General features: G+C 64.0%; 14 protein-coding genes. 2 read left to right on the plus strand and 12 right to left on the minus strand.

The window, feature by feature from the left end:
• Positions 1–10: 10 nt before the first annotated feature.
• The 5 genes from AAC014_RS04795 to AAC014_RS04815 all read right to left on the minus strand — a co-directional run bounded on the left by AAC014_RS04795 (position 11) and on the right by AAC014_RS04815 (position 8,052).
• Entirely contained in the window at positions 11–2,587 is a 2,577-nt protein-coding gene (locus AAC014_RS04795) for a TonB-dependent receptor (protein WP_339704785.1), read from the minus strand.
• 122 nt (positions 2,588–2,709) lie between these two features.
• On the minus strand, positions 2,710–3,819 hold the full coding sequence (locus tag AAC014_RS04800; protein WP_339704788.1) for a DUF5938 domain-containing protein: 1,110 nt from the start codon (positions 3,817–3,819) through the stop codon (positions 2,710–2,712).
• Positions 3,816–5,444: an AMP-binding protein gene (locus AAC014_RS04805; protein ID WP_339704791.1), complete on the minus strand. Its 1,629-nt coding sequence runs from the start codon at positions 5,442–5,444 to the stop codon at positions 3,816–3,818. The genes AAC014_RS04800 and AAC014_RS04805 overlap by 4 nt, the downstream gene beginning before the upstream one ends.
• On the minus strand, positions 5,441–6,655 hold the full coding sequence (locus AAC014_RS04810; protein WP_339704794.1) for a thiolase family protein: 1,215 nt from the start codon (positions 6,653–6,655) through the stop codon (positions 5,441–5,443). The genes AAC014_RS04805 and AAC014_RS04810 overlap by 4 nt, the downstream gene beginning before the upstream one ends.
• 77 nt (positions 6,656–6,732) lie before the next feature.
• On the minus strand, positions 6,733–8,052 hold the full coding sequence (locus AAC014_RS04815) for an acyl-CoA dehydrogenase family protein (protein ID WP_339704797.1): 1,320 nt from the start codon (positions 8,050–8,052) through the stop codon (positions 6,733–6,735).
• Between the two features lie 153 nt (positions 8,053–8,205).
• On the opposite strand from AAC014_RS04815, the gene AAC014_RS04820 reads away from it, so the two are divergent.
• On the plus strand, positions 8,206–9,228 hold the full coding sequence (locus AAC014_RS04820; protein ID WP_339704800.1) for an AraC family transcriptional regulator: 1,023 nt from the start codon (positions 8,206–8,208) through the stop codon (positions 9,226–9,228).
• A gap of 8 nt (positions 9,229–9,236) precedes the next feature.
• Here AAC014_RS04820 and AAC014_RS04825 read toward each other — a convergent pair whose 3' ends face one another.
• The 5 genes from AAC014_RS04825 to AAC014_RS04845 are packed head-to-tail and all read right to left on the minus strand — an operon-like array spanning position 9,237 to position 14,937.
• Entirely contained in the window at positions 9,237–10,193 is a 957-nt protein-coding gene (locus AAC014_RS04825) for a pyridoxal-phosphate dependent enzyme (protein WP_339704803.1), read from the minus strand.
• Positions 10,194–10,251: 58 nt separating this feature from the next.
• The gene (locus AAC014_RS04830) at positions 10,252–11,451 is read right to left on the minus strand and encodes a P1 family peptidase (protein WP_339704806.1); all 1,200 of its coding nucleotides are present in this window, start codon (positions 11,449–11,451) and stop codon (positions 10,252–10,254) included.
• Between the two features lie 29 nt (positions 11,452–11,480).
• Entirely contained in the window at positions 11,481–12,854 is a 1,374-nt protein-coding gene (locus AAC014_RS04835) for an MFS transporter (RefSeq protein WP_339704809.1), read from the minus strand.
• Entirely contained in the window at positions 12,851–14,467 is a 1,617-nt protein-coding gene (locus tag AAC014_RS04840; RefSeq protein WP_339704812.1) for an AMP-binding protein, read from the minus strand. Before AAC014_RS04840 ends, AAC014_RS04835 begins: the two co-directional genes overlap by 4 nt.
• A complete protein-coding gene (locus AAC014_RS04845) occupies positions 14,467–14,937 on the minus strand; it encodes a MaoC family dehydratase (RefSeq protein WP_300539164.1) in 471 nt (156 codons plus the stop codon). Before AAC014_RS04845 ends, AAC014_RS04840 begins: the two co-directional genes overlap by 1 nt.
• A 243-nt stretch (positions 14,938–15,180) precedes the next feature.
• On the opposite strand from AAC014_RS04845, the gene AAC014_RS04850 reads away from it, so the two are divergent.
• The gene (locus AAC014_RS04850; RefSeq protein ID WP_339704821.1) at positions 15,181–15,915 is read left to right on the plus strand and encodes a TetR/AcrR family transcriptional regulator; all 735 of its coding nucleotides are present in this window, start codon (positions 15,181–15,183) and stop codon (positions 15,913–15,915) included.
• A 9-nt stretch (positions 15,916–15,924) separates the two neighbouring features.
• On the opposite strand, the gene AAC014_RS04855 is transcribed toward AAC014_RS04850, so the two are convergent.
• On the minus strand, positions 15,925–17,265 hold the full coding sequence (locus AAC014_RS04855) for a serine hydrolase domain-containing protein (RefSeq protein ID WP_339704824.1): 1,341 nt from the start codon (positions 17,263–17,265) through the stop codon (positions 15,925–15,927).
• Positions 17,265–18,047: an enoyl-CoA hydratase/isomerase family protein gene (locus AAC014_RS04860; RefSeq protein WP_339704827.1), complete on the minus strand. Its 783-nt coding sequence runs from the start codon at positions 18,045–18,047 to the stop codon at positions 17,265–17,267. Before AAC014_RS04860 ends, AAC014_RS04855 begins: the two co-directional genes overlap by 1 nt.
• Between the last annotated feature and the right edge of the window lie 134 nt (positions 18,048–18,181).

Genomic DNA, 18,181 nt, shown 5'->3' on the forward strand with positions numbered 1-18,181 from the left:
CGCCTCCGCTTCAGAACCGCGCCGTGACTTCGACGCCGTAGGTACGCGGCGATCCACGGTTCAGGTAATCCAGGCCGAACACATCGATGTTGAGCCCGTAGGTGTAGTAGAACTTGTTGGTCAGGTTCTTGCCCCACACGCTGATGGACACGTTTTCCATGTCGTATGTCAGGCGGCTGTTGAACAGCCAGTAGCCGGGATTGCCGCAGGCGATGGCGGGGCCGGCCTGCAGGATGTTGGAACCTGCCGCAGGCGTGTCGCACGGCGACTGGCCGTAGTCCTTGAACGGGTCGAAATAATATTTGCCCATGTAGGACGTGTCGCCGCGCAGCGTCAGCGTGCCGTTCCCGATCTCCGCGACATCCCAGTCGAACCCGGCCGAGAATGTGATCTCCGGCGCGTTCGGGAAGGGATTGCCGTTCACGTTTCGCGTCGGGCTGCTCGGGTCGGTGGGATCGAGCGTGTTGCCCTTGTATTTGCTGTTGAGGAGGCCGAGCGACGCATCGAACCGCAGCGTGTCGAGCGCCTGCCACGCCAGCTCCGCCTCGCCGCCGTAAAGCCGCCCGTTGGCGCTGCGCGTGAAGGTGGTGGCGCCGATCACCTGCGTCACCTGGTGGTTCGAATAGTCGTAATAGAAGCCCGCGAGATTGAGCTGCACGCTGCGGTCGAACAGGCGCGTCTTCAGGCCGCCTTCGTAGGCGTTCACCTTCTCGGGCTGGATATAATAGACCTGATTTGTGCCCTGATAGGCGAGGCCGTTGAAGCTGCCGCTCCTGTAGCCGCGGCTGTAGTTCACATAGCCCATGATATCGTCGGTGAAATCGTAGCTCACGTTGATGCGGCCGGTCAGCCGGTTCGCCCTCTCGCGCTGGCTCACCGCAGGCAAGCTCGGATCATAGGGGAAGCTGTACGGGATCGTGCTCGCCACGATGTTGTTGCCCGCAAGATCGTAAAGGATCGTGCGCCCGTTCGAATATTTCACCTTGTCCATCGTGTAGCGAAGCCCGACGCTGATATTCAGCTGGTCGGTCACGTCGAAGCTGACGTCGCCGTAGATCGCCTTCGATGGCCGCGTGATCGAATAATATTGATCGCCGAGGATCGGGCTGAACGGCGGCGCGCCCGCCGCGCGGCACGCTGCGGAGAATGCCCCGCCGAAGCCGCCGCCGCCGCTGTTGTCCACCGCGATGTCGGTGAGCAGCGCGACGAGCGAACGCGCATCGAGGAACCCGGTCGGGTTGACGTTCACCGGCGCGCAGAAACCGGGGTCCGAAGGCGCAAGCGTCGGGTCGAGCGCGAACGCGGGCAGGATGCCGATCGAATCCGGCGTCGCGATCGCCGGGTTGCTGTAGGTGCCCGGCAAGCCCGCGCCGAGCAGGATCGGACGCAGGACGCCGAAGAAGTCGACCTCGTTGTGCGTATCCACCTTGTCGCGGCCATAATAGAGCCCGCCGACCACGCTGATCCGGTCGCCGTCATAGGTCAGGCGCAGATCCTGGTTGAAGTTCTCGCTCTTGGAATAATAGCGCAGCGAGCAGAGATCGTTCGGGGAACCGTCGCAGTCGAACGGCGAATTCCGGTACTTGCCCTTGTCGTAGCCGGTGATCGAGGTCAGCGTCAGTTCGTCGCTGACATCATAGGCGATGGTGAGCGCGATACCCTTCGAGGAGCTGTAGTATTTACCGCCCGTGTCGGAGGCCACTTCGTTGCGCTTCAGCAAACGCCCGCCGAGCGCCGCCTGCGGATCGTAGCGCGAATAGCCGAGCGCATCCCGCCCGCCCGAAAGCTGGCCCTGCGAATAGGCGAGCGCCGCCCACGGATCGTCCTTGGAGGCATAGCCCTTCACTGTGATGTCGAGCGCATCGGTCGGCTTGAAGCGCACGGTGATGCGGCCCGCGATCGAATCCGTCGTGGCGACATCGCGATCCTGGATCGGGTTGAACATGAAGCCGTCGCCCTTGGACCGGGTTCCGGCGAAGCGGATGCCGAGCACGTCGGGAATGAGCGTCGCTTCGAACGCGGCCTCTGCCGACTTGGTGTCGTAATTGCCGTAGCCGAGCGTCAGATAGCCGTCCGTCCCGTCGAGATCGGGGCGCTTGGTGAAGAAGCTGATCGCGCCGCCCGTCGTGTTGCGCCCGTAGAGCGTGCCCTGCGGGCCGCGCAGCACCTCGACGCGGTCGAGATCGTAAAGCTGCTGGCCGTGGCTGGCGCGGAAGCTCTGGTAGACCTCGTCCACATAAACGCCCACGGGCGATGCCGTGGATGCAGTGAATTCGTTCGCCACCGAGATGCCGCGCAGCGAGAAGTTCGGCTGTGTCTTGCCGTAGGGCGTCGTCACCTGAAGGTTCGGCATCGTGCCCATCAGGTCGGACGTTTCCGAAACACCGCGCGCCGCGAGATCGTCACCGGTGAACGCCGATACGGCGACCGGCACGTCCTGAAGGTTCTGGCTGCGCTTCTGCGCTGTGACGACAATCTCCTCAAGACCGCCCGAAACCTCCGCGGTATCCTGTGCGAATGCCGGCGCGGCCATTGCCGTCGAAAGCAGCAGCGCCATGATCCGCGTCGTTTCCATTTTCCTGTCCATATGATCCTCCCCTGATCGTTTGTGCGGACAAAACCCGTCTGTCCCCGCCGAAGCGTCCGGCGGGCTCTAACCTCTGTGATGGTCTGTGGGGCTTCAGCCCCGCGCGTTGCCGCGCCTTGCGATCACGTCGCCTGCGCCTCCCACGTGTGATACCCATGCTCCGCCCATACGTTCAGGATGGTGCGGGCGCCGAATGCCTTGGCCGGAGACTGGAAGCCCGCGGCGAGAAGTTGTCCGCGCAGGATGCGGCGGCAGGGTTCCGCCGCGAGCAGACCCGTCTGGATGTACGGCGAATTGCCGCGCAGGATCACCGATACGCCGGACGTGTTGCCGCGCCCGATGCAGGAGATCACCGATCGGTTGACGTCCGGGTTCTCGCGGTCGGGCTCCACCTGCGTCAGTTGCCCGCCGAGTTCGTTGCAGATGCGCTCCTGCTCAGCGTCGGGCAGGTGGCTATATTCCTTTTCGAACTTTTCCAGCGTGGCGATCACCGCGTCGAACATCACCTGGCTGCGGAAGCCGACGAGCGTCGAACAGTTGCTGACACGGGCGTCTCCCTCGTACCACACCGGCTCGCCGCCGCCCGACCACGGCAGCCCCCGGAACAGCCGGTGAGAATCCGGCGCCTTCACGAGGTAGGACGTCGCCATCGGCCATTCGACGAGCTTGCGGTGCTCGATGTAATATTGCGGCCGCGTGCACATGCGCAGGAACGACTTGGTCGAGGCGACGCTCGTCGCCGAGTCCGCGAGGTAGAGGATATCGAGCGAGTCGATGCCGGGGGTTTCGAGCGCGATCTCGGCGGCGATATTCCCCGCCGCCCACATGTAGGACGTGGCGGGCGCAACCAGCAGGCCCCTCGCGGCGAACTTCGCGCCGTAGGTCTCGCGCACGTGGCGCATCCAGTCCGCCTCGCCGGTGGTGTCCATATAGTGGCACCCGGCTTCAAGGCACGCCTGCACCACCGCATCGCCAAGCTGCATGAACGGCCCGGTGACATTGTACACGACCTTGGCGCCCGCGAAGAGATCCGCCAGCGACGCCGTGTCGTGTGAAACCGCGCGGCATTCGAAGTTCGCGCCCCTCAGTTCCGGCACGCGCGCCATCTGCTCTTCAAGCCGTTTCTGGTCGCGCCCGGCGGCGATGAACGGGATGCCCGCTTCCGCCAGATGCCAGGAGATCAGTTTGCCGGTGTAGCCACTGGCGCCGTAGACGATAACAGGTGCGCTCATTGCGTCGCTCTCCCCAGAGTGATGGTGGTGGGTCCCGATGGGCCGAAGATTACCGCATCGGGTGCGCCGAGCATCGTGATGAGATGCCTGGCCTGCGGTTTTTCAGAGGCGGTTTTCGGAATTTCGCTGACGATCTGCACCAGAGAGGGCATCGACGCCGAACCGATCCGTTCCCTGCAGTGCGTGAAGACGGAGAGCGGGTCGAAGTCCCCGGCGGGCACGATCGCCGCGACGACCTCTTTCTCGCCCGGGGCATTCTCCGCCGTCGCCGCGCCGTAGACGTGAACATCCCCCACGCCCTCCATGGCCGCGATCTCCGCCTCGATCTGCACGGCGTTCACGAAATCGCCGTTGCGGCGGATTGCGTCGCCCGCGCGGTGGGAGAAGAACACCCAGCCGTCCGCGTCCTTGTAGCCGATGTCGCCGGTGCGGAACCAGCCGCCCCTCGTCTTCGCCGCCGATGCCTCTGGATTGCGGAAATACTCAACCGCAGGCGTTTCGCCCCCCTCGGGCCGAAAGCACATCTCCCCCAGAACCCCAGCCCCGCAGTCCCGGTCGTCTTCGTCAAGGATCGCGCAAATCGTCCCGGCAGGCGGTTTCCCGATCGAGCCGACAGGCCCGACCCCCGGCAGGTTGATGGTAAGCCCGCCCTCCGCCGCGCCGAAGAACTCCAGCACCTGAACCCCGAACCGCGCCTCGAAATCCCGCCACATGGCAGGCGGCATCCCGGCGCTCAGCACCATCCGCACCTTGTGCGCCCGGTCGCGCGGCGACGGCGGCTCCGCGTAGATCGCCACCGCCATGCCGCCGAGCAGGTTGAACACCGTGCAGCCGTAATGCCCCAGGATTTCCCAAAGTCGCGACTTCGAAAAGCGGCGGCTGACCACCAGCGGAAGCTGCATCGCAAGCGCGTTGCCGAGCGTGATGAGCTGCGCGTTCGCGTGCGTGAAGGAGAGCCCCGTATAGAGCTTGTCGTCGCCGCGCACCTGAAGCAGCGGCCCGAACGTGGAAACCGCGGCATAGCGCGCATAGGGAGCCAGGATCGCCTTGGGATCGCCCGTGGTCCCGGAGGTGTAAAGCATCTGCATCGGCCGCGCGAGATCGGCGCCCGGATCGGCGGGCGCTGCCCCTACCCCGGCAAGCACCTGCGCCAGCGTCGCGACCCGGACGCCGGGCAAAGGCTGCGATGTGTCTCCCAGCACCCAAACCCAGCCGAGATCGGGCACGTCGGCAATCACGTCCGCGAGCGCGGGCAGCGCTTCGGGCGCCACGATCGCGCCCCGGCATCCGGCGAAGCGCAGCATGAACGCCAGCCGCGCGCCGCGCGTACGCGGGTCGATCGGCACGAAAATCGTCGCAGCAAGTTCGGAGCCGATCATCGCATCCACGAACTCGGGGTGGTTCGGCATCACAAGCGCGAAGCTGTCGCCCGGCTTCATGCCCTCCCCCGCGAGCGCACCCGCGATGCGCGCGCCGTTCGCCAGCAGTTCGCCGTAGCTCCGCGTCTCCTCGGCAAAGCGCCCGTCCGGCCCGATATCGACGAACGTCAGCATCGCCCCGTCGCGCACCTCCGCACCAGCGCGGAGCATCTGCACGGGCGTGCGCAAGGCGTGTACTTCGTTCACCGCGACAGCACCGTCATCACCAGCGCCGCCGCATCCCGCCCAAGGAAGCCGCCACCGTTCTCCGCAACCGCAAGCCGCGCGCCCTCCACCTGCCGCGCACCGGCACGACCACGAAGCTGCTCCGTCAACTCATGGATCTGCGCAAGTCCCGTGGCGCCAATGGGGTGCCCCTTGCGAACAAGGCCGCCCGACGTGTTCACCGGAACACGTCCGCCAAGCGCTGTCGCACCACTTTCGAGCAGCGCCACGCCTTCATTGCGCGGACACAGCCCGAGATATTCGTAATACATCAGCTCGGCAGGCGACGTCGCATCATGAAGCTCGACACAGTCGATATCCTCGGCCGCGATTCCCGCCGTCGCATAAGCTTCGCCCGCCGCCCATTCGGTGATCCCCGGCGCGCCCGGAGCGGGTTCGAACGCGCTTGCGATCAGCGAACTCCGCACATGCACCGGATCGGCGATGCCGCGTTCGCGCGCGAACTTCGGCGACACGATCACCGCCGCCGCCGCGCCGTCGCCGAGCGGCGAGCACATCGGCAGCGTCAGCGGCGCCGAGATCATGGGCGCCGCCAGCACCGCGTCTGCATCCATCACATCGCGGAACTGCGCACGCGGATTGAGGCTGCCATGCCGCGAATTCTTCGCGGAGACCTCAGCGAAATGCCGCGCCGTCGCTCCGCTGCGTGCGCTGTAATCACGCGCCATGCGGGCGTAGATGTCCATGAACAGCGAACGCTGCCGGCCCGCCTCTTCGCTCGCCGGACGATCGCCATCGACATAAGCATAAAGCTCTTCCGGCTTCTCGACGTCGACAGCGCCAAGGAATACGGCGAAGCTCTTCGCTTTGTCTTCGTGGAACAATTTCTCGACGCCGAACGCCAGCACGACGTCATAAACGCCCAGCGTCACCATCGTGCACGCCTGCTGGAACGCCGTGGAGGCCGTAGCGCAGGCGTTCTCCACGTTCACGACCGGGATGCGCCCGATGCCCATGCCGCGCAAAATCGCCTGCCCGGCAATGCACGCCTGGCCGGTGACGAGCGGCGCGGCGGCATTCCCTGCCCATGCCGCCTCGATCTCGCGTGCCGCGACGTTCGCATCCTTGAGCGCTTCGCTGATCGCCTCGTGCGCGAGGCTGGACAGGCTGCGGTCCAGATGCTTGCCGAAGCGGGTCATTCCGACACCGGCGATGATCGCGTTCTGCTTCATTCCATCCCCTCGGACAAACCTTCTCCGTCGACCGAAAACCCGTTCGGCCGCGCGATTTCATTTCTGTATTTCTGCTCTCAGCCGGGCAGCAGATCCGGATCGGTCAGCAGCATTCCCCCCTTGATCGCGATGACCTCGTTACACCCGTCCTCGATCAGCGAAGCGCGGGCATCGCGGAACAATTTTTCCATCGGATATTCGCGTGTCAGCCCGTTCCCGCCGAACATCTGCAAGGCATCGCTCGTCACCTCGAGCGCGTGCTGCGTCGATGTCACCTTGGAGAACATCGCGGCCTGCAATGCGGGCATGGGGTTGTTCATGTTGAACGCCGTCACCCGCCGCGCCAGCGCCCGCGAGATCTCCACCTTGCGCGCCATGTGGAACAGCCGCCGCGCGACATCCTGATGCCGGATCAGCGGCACGCCGCCCTGTCGACGTTCATGCGCATAGCTGTGAGCGAGTTCATAGGCAGCTCGTGCGCAGCCCGTGAATGTTGCGCCCATCAGTGCGTTCGCCTCGCTGTGGATGGCGTAAACGCCCTTCAGATAATCCTCGGGCGCGACCAGCAGGTGATCGATATCGAGCGTCACGTCGTTGAAGAAAATCTCGCCCTGCGGCAGCGCGCGCTGGCCCATCTTCTCCAGCGGCTTGCCCTTGGACACACCCGACGCATCGAGCGGCACGATGACCACCGCGCCGCGCGCCGGATCGTAGCCCGATCCCGTCTCGGCCGCGCAGTAAAGGATGCAGAGGTCAGCGACCGGGCCGTTCGAAACCCACGCCGATTTCTGGCCATTGATGACGATCTTGCCGTCGGAGATGCGCGCCACGCAATTGGGCCGGTTCGGCTTTCCCGCGGCGTGAGCGGCGTGCCCGCCGGGGTCGATCGAATCGCTCCCCCGGTCGGGCTCCGTGATGCCCCAACTCCCGATCAGCGACTCAGGGTAGGTGCGGGCCACGAAATCATTGCCGAATTTCGCCGCCATGTAGTGCGGCAGCAGGCCGGCGCCTGCGGAGATGGCAAGGCCGGCGTCGCCCCAGCCAAGTTCCTCGAAGAGGATTGCGAACACGTGCGGCATCTCTTCTGCGGAAAAGGACGCCAGCGTCTCCATATTGATGCCAAGCTCGGCATAGGCACGCCGGAATTCCCAATAGCGCGAAGACTTGTCCACCACCGCGTCCGCGCTCAGCCGATCGAGTTCGGTGCCGATCGGACGCATCACCTTCTCGGCGAAGCTATGCAGCGACTTTTGGAGTTCGGCTGCAATCTCCGGAAGCGGCGGCTCCGCACCAAGCTGACCCAGTTTCACGTGCGGGTTCGCGTCCCACTGCGTGAAGGGGAGCGGTCCACCGCTATGGGCGATATCGTTATCGACGACGGCAAGCTGATGGTTCACGATCTTCCTCCAAGGTCGGGCTGAATTGATCTTGTGTCATCCATTCCCGATGCTGCGATCAAAACATGAAGCTGGGCATCATTGAATGTCGTCTCGCGCCAAGCTTTTGACTTTAACTGCCACCCCGCGCATGATGCGCGACGGGAGGCAAGCATGAAAATCGAACTGCTCGGCTCGATGCGGATGCCGAACCAGAGCGTCCGCATCATGCGGGCGGCGCTGGATGAGGCCGGGATCAATCCGCTGCCCTTGCTCGCGGATGCCGGTATTGCGGTGGCCGAGGCCGACGACCCGCAGGGCGAGGTCTCCGGGCTTCAGGAACTGCGCTTTCAGGAGGTCTTTGCCACCGCGACACGGGACGTTCCCGGCCTGTGGTTCCACACCGGTATGCGCTACCGGTTGATGACCTACGGCCCGCTCGGGCTCGCCGTGCTCTCGGCCGGAACGGTGCACGACGGGCTGAAGGTGCTGGTGGCGTTTCAGGCGCTCACTTACTCGCTCCTGCAATACCGGCTTTACGACGAGAACGGCACGCTCGCGGGCATGGAGGCGGACGACAGCAATGTCGCGCCCGATCTTCGCGAATTCTGCCTCGTGCGCTCGCTCGGATCGGCGACCACGTTCCTCAAGGACATGCGGCAGCCGTTTCCACTGGCCCGCATCGAATCTTCCGTCCCACCGCGCAGCGACGGCATCGACTATGCGGCGGAACTCGGCGTACCCGTAACGTTCGGCGCACCGGCAACGCGCTGGGTGTTTCAGGCGGGCGCCGCCGATCTCGCGCTGCCGATGGCAAGCCCTCTCCTCGAACAAACCTATCAGCAGCTTTGCGCGCGGCTCATCGACGAGGCGCAGGTCAGCGACGACATGGTCGGACGGCTCTATTCGCTCCTGGTCCGGTCAAGCCGGGGCTTCCCGTCGGCGGCAAAGGCTGCGGCGGAACTCGCGGTTTCCGAACGCACGCTGCACCGCCGCCTTGCCAAGCAGAACCTCGGTTTCGGCGACGTGCTCGATCAGGTCCGCGAACAGCGCGCCTGCTACCTGCTCGACCGCTCGCACCTCTCGGTCGAAGCGATCGGCGAAATGCTGGGCTTTGCCGAAACCGCGAGCTTCTCCCGCGCCTTCAAGCGATGGACGGGCGTCTCACCCATCAAGTTCCGGCAGCGCCCGCGCTAAGCTTCGATTTAAGGCACGCCGCCGGCAAGGATGATCGCAAGATGCGCCGCATCGAGATGCCCTCCCGAAACGATGCACACGACCGGTCCCGGATGATCGCCTGCAAGTGCAGCGGCGACCGGAGCGGCGCCAGCACCTTCCGCGATCACGTGGTGACGCTCGGCGAGCATCCGCACAGCCGCGGCCGTCTCCGCCAGCGAGACGAGCGCGCTTCCTTTCAGGAGATCGCGTACGAGCGGCCACATGGCCGGGATCACGGTCGGGCCGCCCATGCCGGTGATGAAGGATGACGCAAACGGCACCGTCACAGGTTCTCCGGCAGCGAACGCCGCGCGCACCGGTGCCCCGGCCTCGGTTTCGCTCGCGAGAACATCGGCACCTGACCCATAAGCCCTGAGCGCAGCCGCAATGCCGCAGGAAAGCCCGCCGCCGCCATACGGCACGAGCACGGTTGCGACATCGGGCAGATCTTCGACAATCTCGGCGCCGATCGTGGCGTTCCCGGCAAGCACATCATTTCCAATAACCGGATGAATGAATGCCGGGTCGGTCGGCGGCTCGGCCAGCATCGCCCACCAGCGATCATAGGCAAGCGTCACAACGCTCGCGCCGAATCTCTCCAGCGCGTCAACCTTGCTGTGGGCCGCCGTGTCCGGAACGTAAGCGGTCACCGGGATGCCCTGCGCGCGCCCGGCATAGGCAAGGCCCTGCGCGAAGTTTCCAGCGCTTGCCGTAAACACGCCGCCACGCACGGAATCACCGCGGCTGAGGAGTGCATTCGCCGCGCAGCGTATCTTGAACGAACCCACCGGCTGCAGCAGTTCGAGTTTCAGGAAAATGTCGCTGCGCGCGCTGCCCTGCAAACGCACAAGCGGCGTCCGCAGCGCAAGATCGGAAATACGCTCGCGCGCGGCTTCGATCGCCGCGCGATCCGGAATGGTCGGGGTGATTGCAGAATCAGTCATCCCGCGATCTTTCCGATTTTTTGCGCCGTGGGAAGAGCGCCACGTTTTGCTGTACCCCTTATCGGCGCTGGAACCGTGCCTTCATGATGCGCTGCAGCTGATCGTGCGGGATACCGTAGACCTTCACGTTGTTCGCGCCCGTCATCGTCTCCGACGCCACGAGCTGGTTCACGAGCGCCTCTTCCGTCGCCTGAACGACACCCGAGAACAGCGCGTTCATCGTTGCGCTGTCCGTATCGTTGATCAACGCGGGCAAGCGCGGTGCTTGGCCCAGCGGAATCACGTGGCTTGTCGAGAAGGCAAGCGCGAGTTCGCCCGAGAGAGCGCCTGCCGTGCTTCCGTTGCGCCCAACGCCGAGCGCGGCGCGGCGTGCGAGGCGCTCCAGCTGATGCGGCATCAGCGGTGCGTCGGTGGCGATCACGATCAGCAGCGAATTCTTGTCCTGCGGCTTGCCTGCATCGGGGCCGAGAGCCGCGATACCGTTGATCTCCGGCCACGCGCCCTTGATCTCTTTGCTGATCGGCACGCCAGCAATGCGAAGATCCTCGCGGCTTCCGTGGTTCGCCTGGACGAGAACCCCGACGGTATATCGCTTGTCGCCCGCCGAAACGATGCGCGACGACGTACCGATTCCCCCCTTGAACGTGTAGGCGATCATCCCCGTGCCGCCGCCGACATTGCCCTCCGCAACCGGACCACCCTTGGCGCCATCAAGCGCGGCGAACACGTGCTCGCGTGTCAGGCCATGCCCGAAGACATCATTGAGCCGGCTGTCGAGCGTCTCGGCAACCACAGGAAGCACACGCGAGAACAGTGCCTCTTCCGGCACCTTGCCGATCGACCAGTCCATCAGGCTTTGATGCACGAGGCCGACATTGCCCGATCCCGTCAACGCGACCGGCCCGAGGAACGACCCGATCTCATCAACGAGATGCATCCCCGTCCATTCGCCCGTGCCATTGATCACGGCCCGGCCCGCAGCGACACCGTCGATGCTGCCTTTGCCGAGCGGATGGATGATCGTCACGCCCGTGCGATACGGCCCCTTGCCGATCACCAGCGGACCGTCGCCTGAAATGACCGTGGCGTGGCCGACCTCGACCCCCGCAACGTCGGTGATTGCATTCAGCGCGCCCGGCGTGCCGTCGAACGGAACCCCGAGGTCGCGTGCGCGCGGCCCTGCCATCGCGGCTGCAGAAACGAGCAACCCTACAAGCAGCACCAACGCTGCCGACCATTTCGTGCGTGCCAAAGTCATGATTTGACCTTCCCTGATGAACGATGAATTCATTTCCCGCCTCCTGCGGCATGGGCTTTGCGAAACTGCATAAGAAGCAGCAGGCTCGCCGCCACCAGCAGCGCCGGCAAAATCGTAAATGTAAGACGCACACCGGTGAGCGCTGACTCAGGCTGCGCCACGGCCGTTCCGGTCGATGCAATAAAGCCCGTCCATGACAACACGACCCCTGTCACAAGACCGCCGAGCGCCAGCCCCATCTTTTCGCCCGCTGTCCAAAGGCCGGTGAACATGCCCTGCCGCGGCATCCCTGTGGTGCGTGCATCCGCATCGAGCACATCGGGCAGCAGCGCAAAGGGAAACAGCTGCTGCCCAGAGAACGCCAGGCCCATCAGACAGACCTGCGCATAAAGCAGCATATCTGGCGTCTCGCCGTCGCAAAACCACAGCCCCGCCGTCGCAAACACCAGCAGCACGCTCGACGCCAGATAGGCGCGCACCTTACCGGTGCTGCGCGAGATGCGAACCCACATCGGCATGGTGACGATAGCAGATACATTGAGCGCGACGAACAGTAGCGTCACGGTCATCCCCGAACCGCCCCGAATATGCACGGCGTAATAGGGCAGTGCCCCAGAAAAGCATCCCAGCCCGGCGAGTTGCAGCAGATAGGTGACGAGCAGCAGGAGGAACGGCTTGCATGCCGCCGCCTGCCGGATTCCCTCGCCGAGCTTGAACTCGGCCAGGACCAATGCTCCGCTTCCGAGCTTCCGCGTCGCGAAAACCGGCACCAGCATGGCGATGCCACAAACGATACCGATGGTAAGCGCCATCACCGCATAACCTGCACGCCCGCCGCCTGCGAGATCGACAAGGAACGGCGCCCCCGCCCCGCCGAGCAGGATGCCGACCATCGCAAATCCCATGCGGAACGACATCAGGGTCGTCCGCTCCTCGGGGCTGCGGGAAATCTCGGCAGGCATCGCGATATAGGGCACCGAGAATACTGCATATGCGGTAGCGCAGGCCATGTAGGCGACGGTGACGTAGACAAAGCGTTCGAGCGGCGTTGCGAAAGCGGGCACCGAAAACAGCATCACGAAGAACAGGCTCATCGTGATGCCGCCAACCAGCATATAGGGCCGGCGGCGTCCCCAACGGCTCTGCGTGCGATCGGACATCATGCCGATCATCGGATCGATCAGCACGTCCCAGAACTTGGGGAGGAATACAGTAATTGCCGCCAGCGCCGGCGATATGCCGAGAACGCTGGTCATGAAATAGAGCAGCAATACGCTGGGCACGGTGGAGAACACGCCGGTTCCAAGCGAACCGACACCGAATGCCGTCATCGTGCCAATGGAAAGTTCGCGTGTGTCTGCTGGGGGCGTTGAAGTCGCCGCGCCCCCCATAACCCGATTCACGGGGCGGCTCTCAGTTGACGCACTTCATCGCGAAGCGCGTGCTTGTCCACCTTCCCGATCGGCAGAAGCGGCAGCGCTTCGCGGATCTGGAAGGACTTGGGAACCTTGTAGTTCGCAAGCCGCGTACTCGCGAACGATCGCAGCATCGCCTCGTCGATCGTCGCGCCCGGCGCAGGAATCACGAATGCCCAGCCAACCTCGTCATAGCGTGGATCGGCAACGGGGATCACGGCTGCCGCCGCGACGCCCGGGTGCTCCTCCAGCGCGAGTTCGACCTCGCGCGGATAGACGTTGTAGCCGCCGGATTTGAACATCTCGACACTGCGCCCAACGAAACGCCAGTTACCACCCGGCAGCCGCTCCACCTGATCGCCGGTGCGGAACCAGCCGTCCGCCGTGAAGGCCGTTGCAGTCGCCTCGGGATTGTTGAAATAGCCAAGCATCACCCCCGGCCCCTTGATCTGCACTTCGCCGATACCGTTTTCGGGAACGGGCTCGCCGCCCTCATCGACGACGCGATATGCGTTGTGGTGATCGTGGTGCCCGATCGTTTCCGTCAAAAGCGCGAAATCCGCGTCCGGCGGATTGACGCTGTTGATCGATCCGCCTTCGGTGAGCCCATAGTGCAGCGAGAAGAAATAGCCCTTCCCTTCCAGCCGGCGCAGCAGCGGCGCAGGCATCGTCGCGCCACCCCATGCGATCACCGATACGCTGGAGAGATCGCGTCGCGTGGCATCAGGATGATCGAACACCGCCTGATGCATCAGCGGCAGACCACCGAGGATCGTGATCTTCTCGCGCTCCGTCGTCTCCAGAATTCCGGCTGGATCGAAGCTTTCCATGAACACGATCGTACCGCCGTCGATCAGGCAGTTCCCGCACACGTCGGACTGGCAGCCGACATGGTTGGTCGGCAGGTTGCAGATCACGCGGTGCCCGGCACGCAGGTGTTCGCGGCCCGCGAACGATTCCGAAAGCGCCCGGTACGAATGGAAAAAGCTGTCGTGCGAGAGCACGGCGCCCTTGGGCGTTCCGGTCGATCCCGAGGTGTAGACGATACTCACGGGGTCGCGGCGCGAGGTACGGTTCAATCGGTGCGCGACATCATCAAGGGTATCACCTGACGCGAGAAATGCATCGAGTGATCGGCTCATCCCATCCAGAACGCCGCCGATGGTGACGAGGTTGACGCCTGCGACGACATCGTCCGCAAGGTCGCGAAGGTCATCGTCATAGCGGCGCCCTGCTGGGTCTTCGAGGATGGAAACCAGGAGTGCGGGCCGACAGTCTCCGAGCACATGGCGCATTTCCTCACGCCTGTATTTGGGGTTCACGCCTACCCACACGGCGCCCGCGCGCATCGCGCCGAGCAGCATCAGCATGAATTCGGGGCGCGGCGTCACAATCATGGCGACACGGTCGCCCGTCTCTACGCCCGCCGCGATCAGCGCGCGCGCATAGCGATCGATCTCGCGGTCGAATTCGACATAGGAAAGGCGCAGATCGCCGAAAATGATCGCCTCGCGATCAGGAACCGTCCGCGCATAGGCGGAAACTGCGTCCGGCAGCCTCTCGATACTGGCGACAAGCGCCGGACCGTGCGGCGCCTGCATCAGGCCGCCTCTCTCGAAATCAAGCCGATCCATTCGGCCACGAGAGCCGGACGCTCCTGCCCCTCGATCTCGATCGTGTTCTCGGAGGTGACAAGATAGGCGCCGTCCTCGCGCTGCTCCACGCTCTTGATCACCATGCGGTTGCGGAAACGCGCGTTCACCGGAACTGGCGAAATGAAACGCACCCTGTTGAGCCCATAATTCAGATCATAGCCGGCAACACCCCCGCCGTGGCGATAACGGATCGGCGAGCAGAGATGGCTGAGCATCGACAGCGTTTGAAACCCGAACAATATGGTCTGGCCGAACGGGCTGTGTTCGCGCGCATAGTCGGGGTCCATGTGCATGGGATCGATGTCGCGCGTCACCCTGCCGAAGGCGTCGATCTCGTCCTGCGAGAGCGATATCCAGTCGCTGACAAGTATCTCCTGCCCGACGAGCGACGACAGGGTTTCGACATCATATTCCATCGGTGTTACGCAGCCCTTCCGGTTTCGGGACGGGACGTCGGCACTTCGCATCGCAGAACGCCCGCGCACGAACGACGCCACCCTTCCGTCTTGATACAGGCGGCTTAACACGATTGAATTTAAATTCAAGTTTATAAATTGCCGTGCGAAGCTATGATTAGAAATTGGTTTTAAAGCCGGTATCCGGTATCACGAGCGCAATCGAGGTTGATCAAGAGCGCAATGGCAACAAAGAAAAAAGCCGTGGGCGAAAGGCCTGCCGTCGCACCGCTGGGCCGCAAGGAACGCCGCAACGCCGTCAGCAAGAAACCCGCTGCACCACAGACGCAGCGTGGCAACCTGACGCGCGAGAAGCTGAAGGAAGCGACCGTGCGCGTGCTGGAGCGGATCGGCTACCGCGCCATGCGCCTTTCCGACATCGCGTCCGAAGCCGGCGTCAACGTCAGCCTCCTCTACCACTATTTTTCGGGCAAGGCGGACCTTACCCACGAGATCCTTGTGGAATTGCTCGATAGGCAGCGATTCGACGACCTCTCCGGCATGGCGCCGACCAGCGACCCGTTCGATTCGATCGTGCGTGCCAACAAGGTCATGGTTTCCACCTATTCGCGCACGCCAGGCCTGATGCGCTGCCTGCTCCACTTCGATGAGGAGGAGGCCGAATTCTCCGAACTCTATCGCAAGGTGAGCGCGGACTGGAGCCTCAAGATCGCGAAGGACATCGCACGGCGCTGCCCCGGCGTGACGCTCGGAGAGGAGCAGCGGCTGATGATCGCTTATGCCCTCGGCGGCATGGTCGACAACTTCCTGTTTGAGCTTTACGTCGATCGCAATCCGACGCTGGTGAAGGCCTTCTCCTCGCCGGAGGATGTGGCGCATTTCCTCGCGATTCTGTGGTACAGGGCGATTTACCTCGCAAATCCGCCCGCCGAGCAGTTGAAGGGCTACGAGGGCTTCACAAGCCTCAAGATGGCCTGAACCAAATCGTCAGTTTGCGGCTGCCGTGCGTGGACGCGCGGCGCGCAGCAGGTCGATCGCCCAAACGGCGGGATTATGCCCCACCTGATTGAGCGTTCCGCCGAGGCTGATCCCCGTGCCCGGTTCATAGAGCATGATCGCGCCCCAGAATCCGGTGTGTCCGAAATAGGAAATTCCGTCCGAGGTCGTCAGGCGGGACACGCCGAGCCCGCGCTCCACCGCGATATCGCCGCGCATCTGGCGCCACTGCGGCGTCGTCATCAACGCTAGCGTTTCGGCCTTCTTGAACAGCCGCCCTTCGCCGAGTGCGCGGATGAAGCGGTTAAGCTCCTCAGCGGTCGAAACGACGCCGCCGCCTGCCCAGTCGAATGAAATGTTGAAGCGCCCCGTGCGGCCGGGAAAGTCGCCGATGTAGAAATCTGCCGCATGGCCCTCGTGCGGCGTCGTCGCCGGGCGCGTCGCATATTCGAGATAGGTGTGTTTCAGCCCGAGCGGATCGAACAGACGCTTCCGATAGGCTGCGTGCAGTGTATCGCCGGTCAGCTTCTCGATCACGAGGCCGAGAATGATGTAGCCTGTGTCGCTGTAGTGGTAGCCCTGCCCCGGCACGAACAGGCCGTTCGTGGCGCCGCCCTTGTGGTTCAGGTAAAAATTGAGAATCCCGGCCTCTGAATTGTTCGGCTGCGACGCGTCCCAGGGTGTCCAGGTCTTGCCCGTCATCAGCGCGGTGGTATCGCACCCCGGCGTATCGAGGCACTTGCGGTGCGCGCCGAGAACGCCGAGCAGAACGCCGCCGAACGACTCCGGCGCCGCATTACCCTGATGATCGTCCGACGTGAACTTCGCATCATCCATGAAGACGTCGCGCATACCCGATTGGTGCGCCAGCAATTGCCGGATCGTCAGCCCGGCACCGTAGTTGCGCCCTTCGAACGTCATCAGGCGATCCAGGACTGCGGGCGCGAACACACCGAGCGATCCGAGCGTCGTTTCGATCCCGTCCGGGCCAAGCTTGCCCTCTTCGGCGAGCTGCAGAATCACCGTCGCCGTCATCGTTTTGGTCACGCTCGCGATCGGGAACTGGTCCTGTGCCGTAATCGTCACCGCGCCCCCTTCGCGCGCGGAGCCGATGCCCTTTGCATAATAAAGCTTTTGCGCGGGATCCTCCACGACCACCGCCGCATTGTGAATAGCATCAGCCGGTGCGGGCGAAGACGACGCCAGCGGCAAGGCCTGCATCACGGCGTCAAGGCGTGTCGCCTCGGACGCCGCCGGCGACGCTCCATGCGCGCACCCGGCCGCCATCAGCATCACAGCGCCGACAATCGCGCAACCAGCTTTCCGTACCATCATAGACCCTCCGAACCTCGCGCCTTGAATCCCGCCACGCGCGCCGTCACTTCGGCATCGAGGAGGCTCGCGGCGAGGTTGATCGTTTCCTCCGCCATCGCCGCCTCGATGCGGTCGCGCTCCAGCAGGTTGATCGCCCGTTTCAGGTTGCGTACCGCCTTCGCCGGGCGCGACGCAATGCGTTCGGCGAGCACGAATGCCGCTTCGAGATGCTGTCCGGTCGGCGCGATCTCGGTCACGAGCCCCGCCTCTTGCAGCGCCTTCCCGTCCAGATGTTCGCCGCCCATGATCCAATTGAACGTCCGCTGCGGGCCGACCAGCCGCGGCAGCAATGCGGTCACGCCGCCGCTCACGAACATGCCCCATTCGATCTCGGGGAAAAACGCGCGCGCTTCCTCGGACCAGATCACCGCATCGCAGTTGATCGTCCATTCGAAGCCGCCGCCCACGGCCCATCCGTGAACCGCCGCGATGACAGGCTTTTCACCGAACATGATCTCACGACTCACCTGCTGCATCACGTCCACGCGCCCGCGCATCGCCATTTCGTCCCCGTCCGCCGGCACATCGTGCGCGGTCAGGTCGTCACCTGCGCAAAAGGCCTTGCCGCTCCCGTGAAGCACGATCGCCGCCGTTGCCGCGTCGGCATTGGCTTCGCGCAACGCCGCGATGAACGCGCGTACCATCGGCTCGTTGATGGCATTGAGGCACGCGGGCCGATTGAGCGTGATGACGCTGGCCCGCCCCCGGCGGGATAACAGGACTTCCGGCGATGCTGTCAATTCTCTTACCCTCAAACACGACGCGTGCAGCGCCCTCATTCTTTCGCTATTTGATTTTAAATTTAATTTCAAGTAAAGCTGCGGATAGTGATGGCGTCGTTTGGAGGGGTAAGCCGGTTGGGAGGCGGCCCTGC

It is taken from the genome of uncultured Sphingosinicella sp. (assembly GCF_963974575.1).
Taxonomy (GTDB): Bacteria; Pseudomonadota; Alphaproteobacteria; order Sphingomonadales; family Sphingomonadaceae; genus Sphingosinicella.